Source organism: Micrococcus sp. HMSC31B01 (assembly GCF_001816085.1).
Classification (GTDB): Bacteria; Actinomycetota; Actinomycetes; order Actinomycetales; family Micrococcaceae; genus Micrococcus; species Micrococcus luteus.
In genome coordinates this window covers 1-1894 of sequence record NZ_KV825409.1, presented here as the reverse complement: position 1 = coordinate 1894, position 1894 = coordinate 1, and the positions used below count along the sequence as shown (strand labels likewise).

Annotated in this window: 1 protein-coding gene; it reads left to right on the top strand. The window is 76.5% G+C overall.

Features of this window, described 5'->3' with window-relative positions:
- The coding region (pheT, locus tag HMPREF3105_RS11515) for a phenylalanine--tRNA ligase subunit beta (protein WP_070709722.1) at positions 1 to 1894 on the top strand (1894 nt) is incomplete at both ends.

The following is a 1894-nucleotide window of genomic DNA, read 5'->3' as shown; positions in this document are numbered from 1 at the left end:
CGGCCGACGACGCCGGCCCGGCCGTCCGCATCGACGACGACGCGCCGATCCACGGCGAGCCCGGGGCCACCCGCTTCGTCGCCCGCACGGTCTCCGGTGTGGACGCGACCCGTCCGACCCCGCCGTGGCTGGCCGCGCGCCTGCGCCTGGCCGGCATCCGCACCATCTCCCTGCCGGTGGACATCTCCAACTACGTGATGTGGGAGCTGGGCCAGCCCCTGCACTTCTACGACGCGGACACGCTCTCCGGTGAGATCGTGGTGCGTCGCGCGCGGGCCGGAGAGACCCTGACCACCCTCGACGGCAAGGAGCGCGAGCTCGACCCCGAGGACCTGCTCATCACGGACGACTCCGGCCCCATCGGCCTGGCGGGCGTCATGGGCGGGGCCGCCACCGAGGTCACGGACGCCACCACCACGATCGTGGTCGAGTCCGCGAACTTCGACCCGGTGTCGATCGCCCGTACGCGGCGCCGGCACCGCCTGCCCTCGGAGGCGTCGAAGCGCAACGAGCGCGGCGTCGACTGGGAGGTCGCCGACGAGGCGGCCGAGCGGGCCGTCCAGATGCTCGTCGAGCTCGCCGGCGGCACCGCCGAGCCCGGCGTCACCGACGTCGGGACGCGGCCGCAGCCGGCCGTCGTCGAGATGGCCGCCGACTTCCCCTCCGCCCTGGTGGGCGTGGCGTACACGACCGACGAGGTCGTGGAGACGCTGCGCGCCCTGGGCGCCGAGGTGGCCGTGACCGAGGCCGCCGACGGCGCCGCCCCGCGGCTGACCGTGACCGCCCCGTCGTGGCGCACGGACCTGCGCATCCCCGAGGACCTCGCCGAGGAGGTCGCGCGCCTGCGCGGCTACGACGCGATCCCCTCCGTGGTGCCCGTGGCCCCGCCGGGCCGCGGCTTCACCCGCCGCCAGGCCCAGCGTCGCCGCGTGTCGGCCGCGCTCGCGGCCGCGGGTCTCACCGAGGTGCTCGCCTACCCGTTCGTCTCCGAGGAGCAGAACCGGCGTTTCGGGGCGGACTCGGACGCGCAGGGCCAGGTCCCGGCGATGGTGGCCCTGGCCAATCCGATCGCCTCCCAGTACCGGCACCTGCGCCTGTCGCTGCTGCCGGGCCTGGTCGAGACCGCGCGCCGCAACCTCGGCCGCGGCTTCCGCGATCTGGCGCTGTACGAGATGGGGCTGGTCTTCCTGCCCGGCGCGCAGCTGGGCTCGGCGACGATCCCCCCGCGCGCGGTCCATCCCTCCCCCGAGGTCCTCGCCGACCTCGAGGCCGGCATCCCCGCCCAGCCGTGGCACGTGGCCGGTCTGTACGCCGGGCACGACTCGGCGCCCGGGCCGGACCACGCCCCCCGCCCGGTGGACTGGCAGGACGCGGTCGCCGGGGCCCTCGACGTGGCCGACGTCCTCGGCGTCGAGCTGACCGTCCGGCAGGGCCGGCACCACGCGTTCCACCCGGGCCGGGTGGCCGAGCTCGTCGTCGTGACCGAGCACGGGGACCGGGTGGTGGGCGTGGCCGGCGAGCTGCACCCGCAGTGGCTCGAGGCCGAGGATCTGCCCGCCCGCATGAGCGTGTGGGAGCTGGACCTGGACGCGCTGTGCGCCGCGGCGCCCGAGACCGTGGTCGCCGCGCCGCTGTCCACGTTCCCCGTGAGCACGCAGGACGTGGCGCTCGTGGTGGACGAGGCCGTCGTGGCCGGGGACGTGCGCGCGACCCTCGCCGAGGGCGCCGGGGAGCTGCTCGAGGCCGTCGAGCTGTTCGACGTCTACCGGGGCGCGGGCGTGCCGGAGGGGCGGAAGTCCCTCGCGTTCTCCCTGCGGTTCCGCGCCCCCGACCGCACGCTCACCGCGGAGGAGGCCTCCGAGGCCCGCGCCGCGGCCACCGCGCTCGCGGCGCA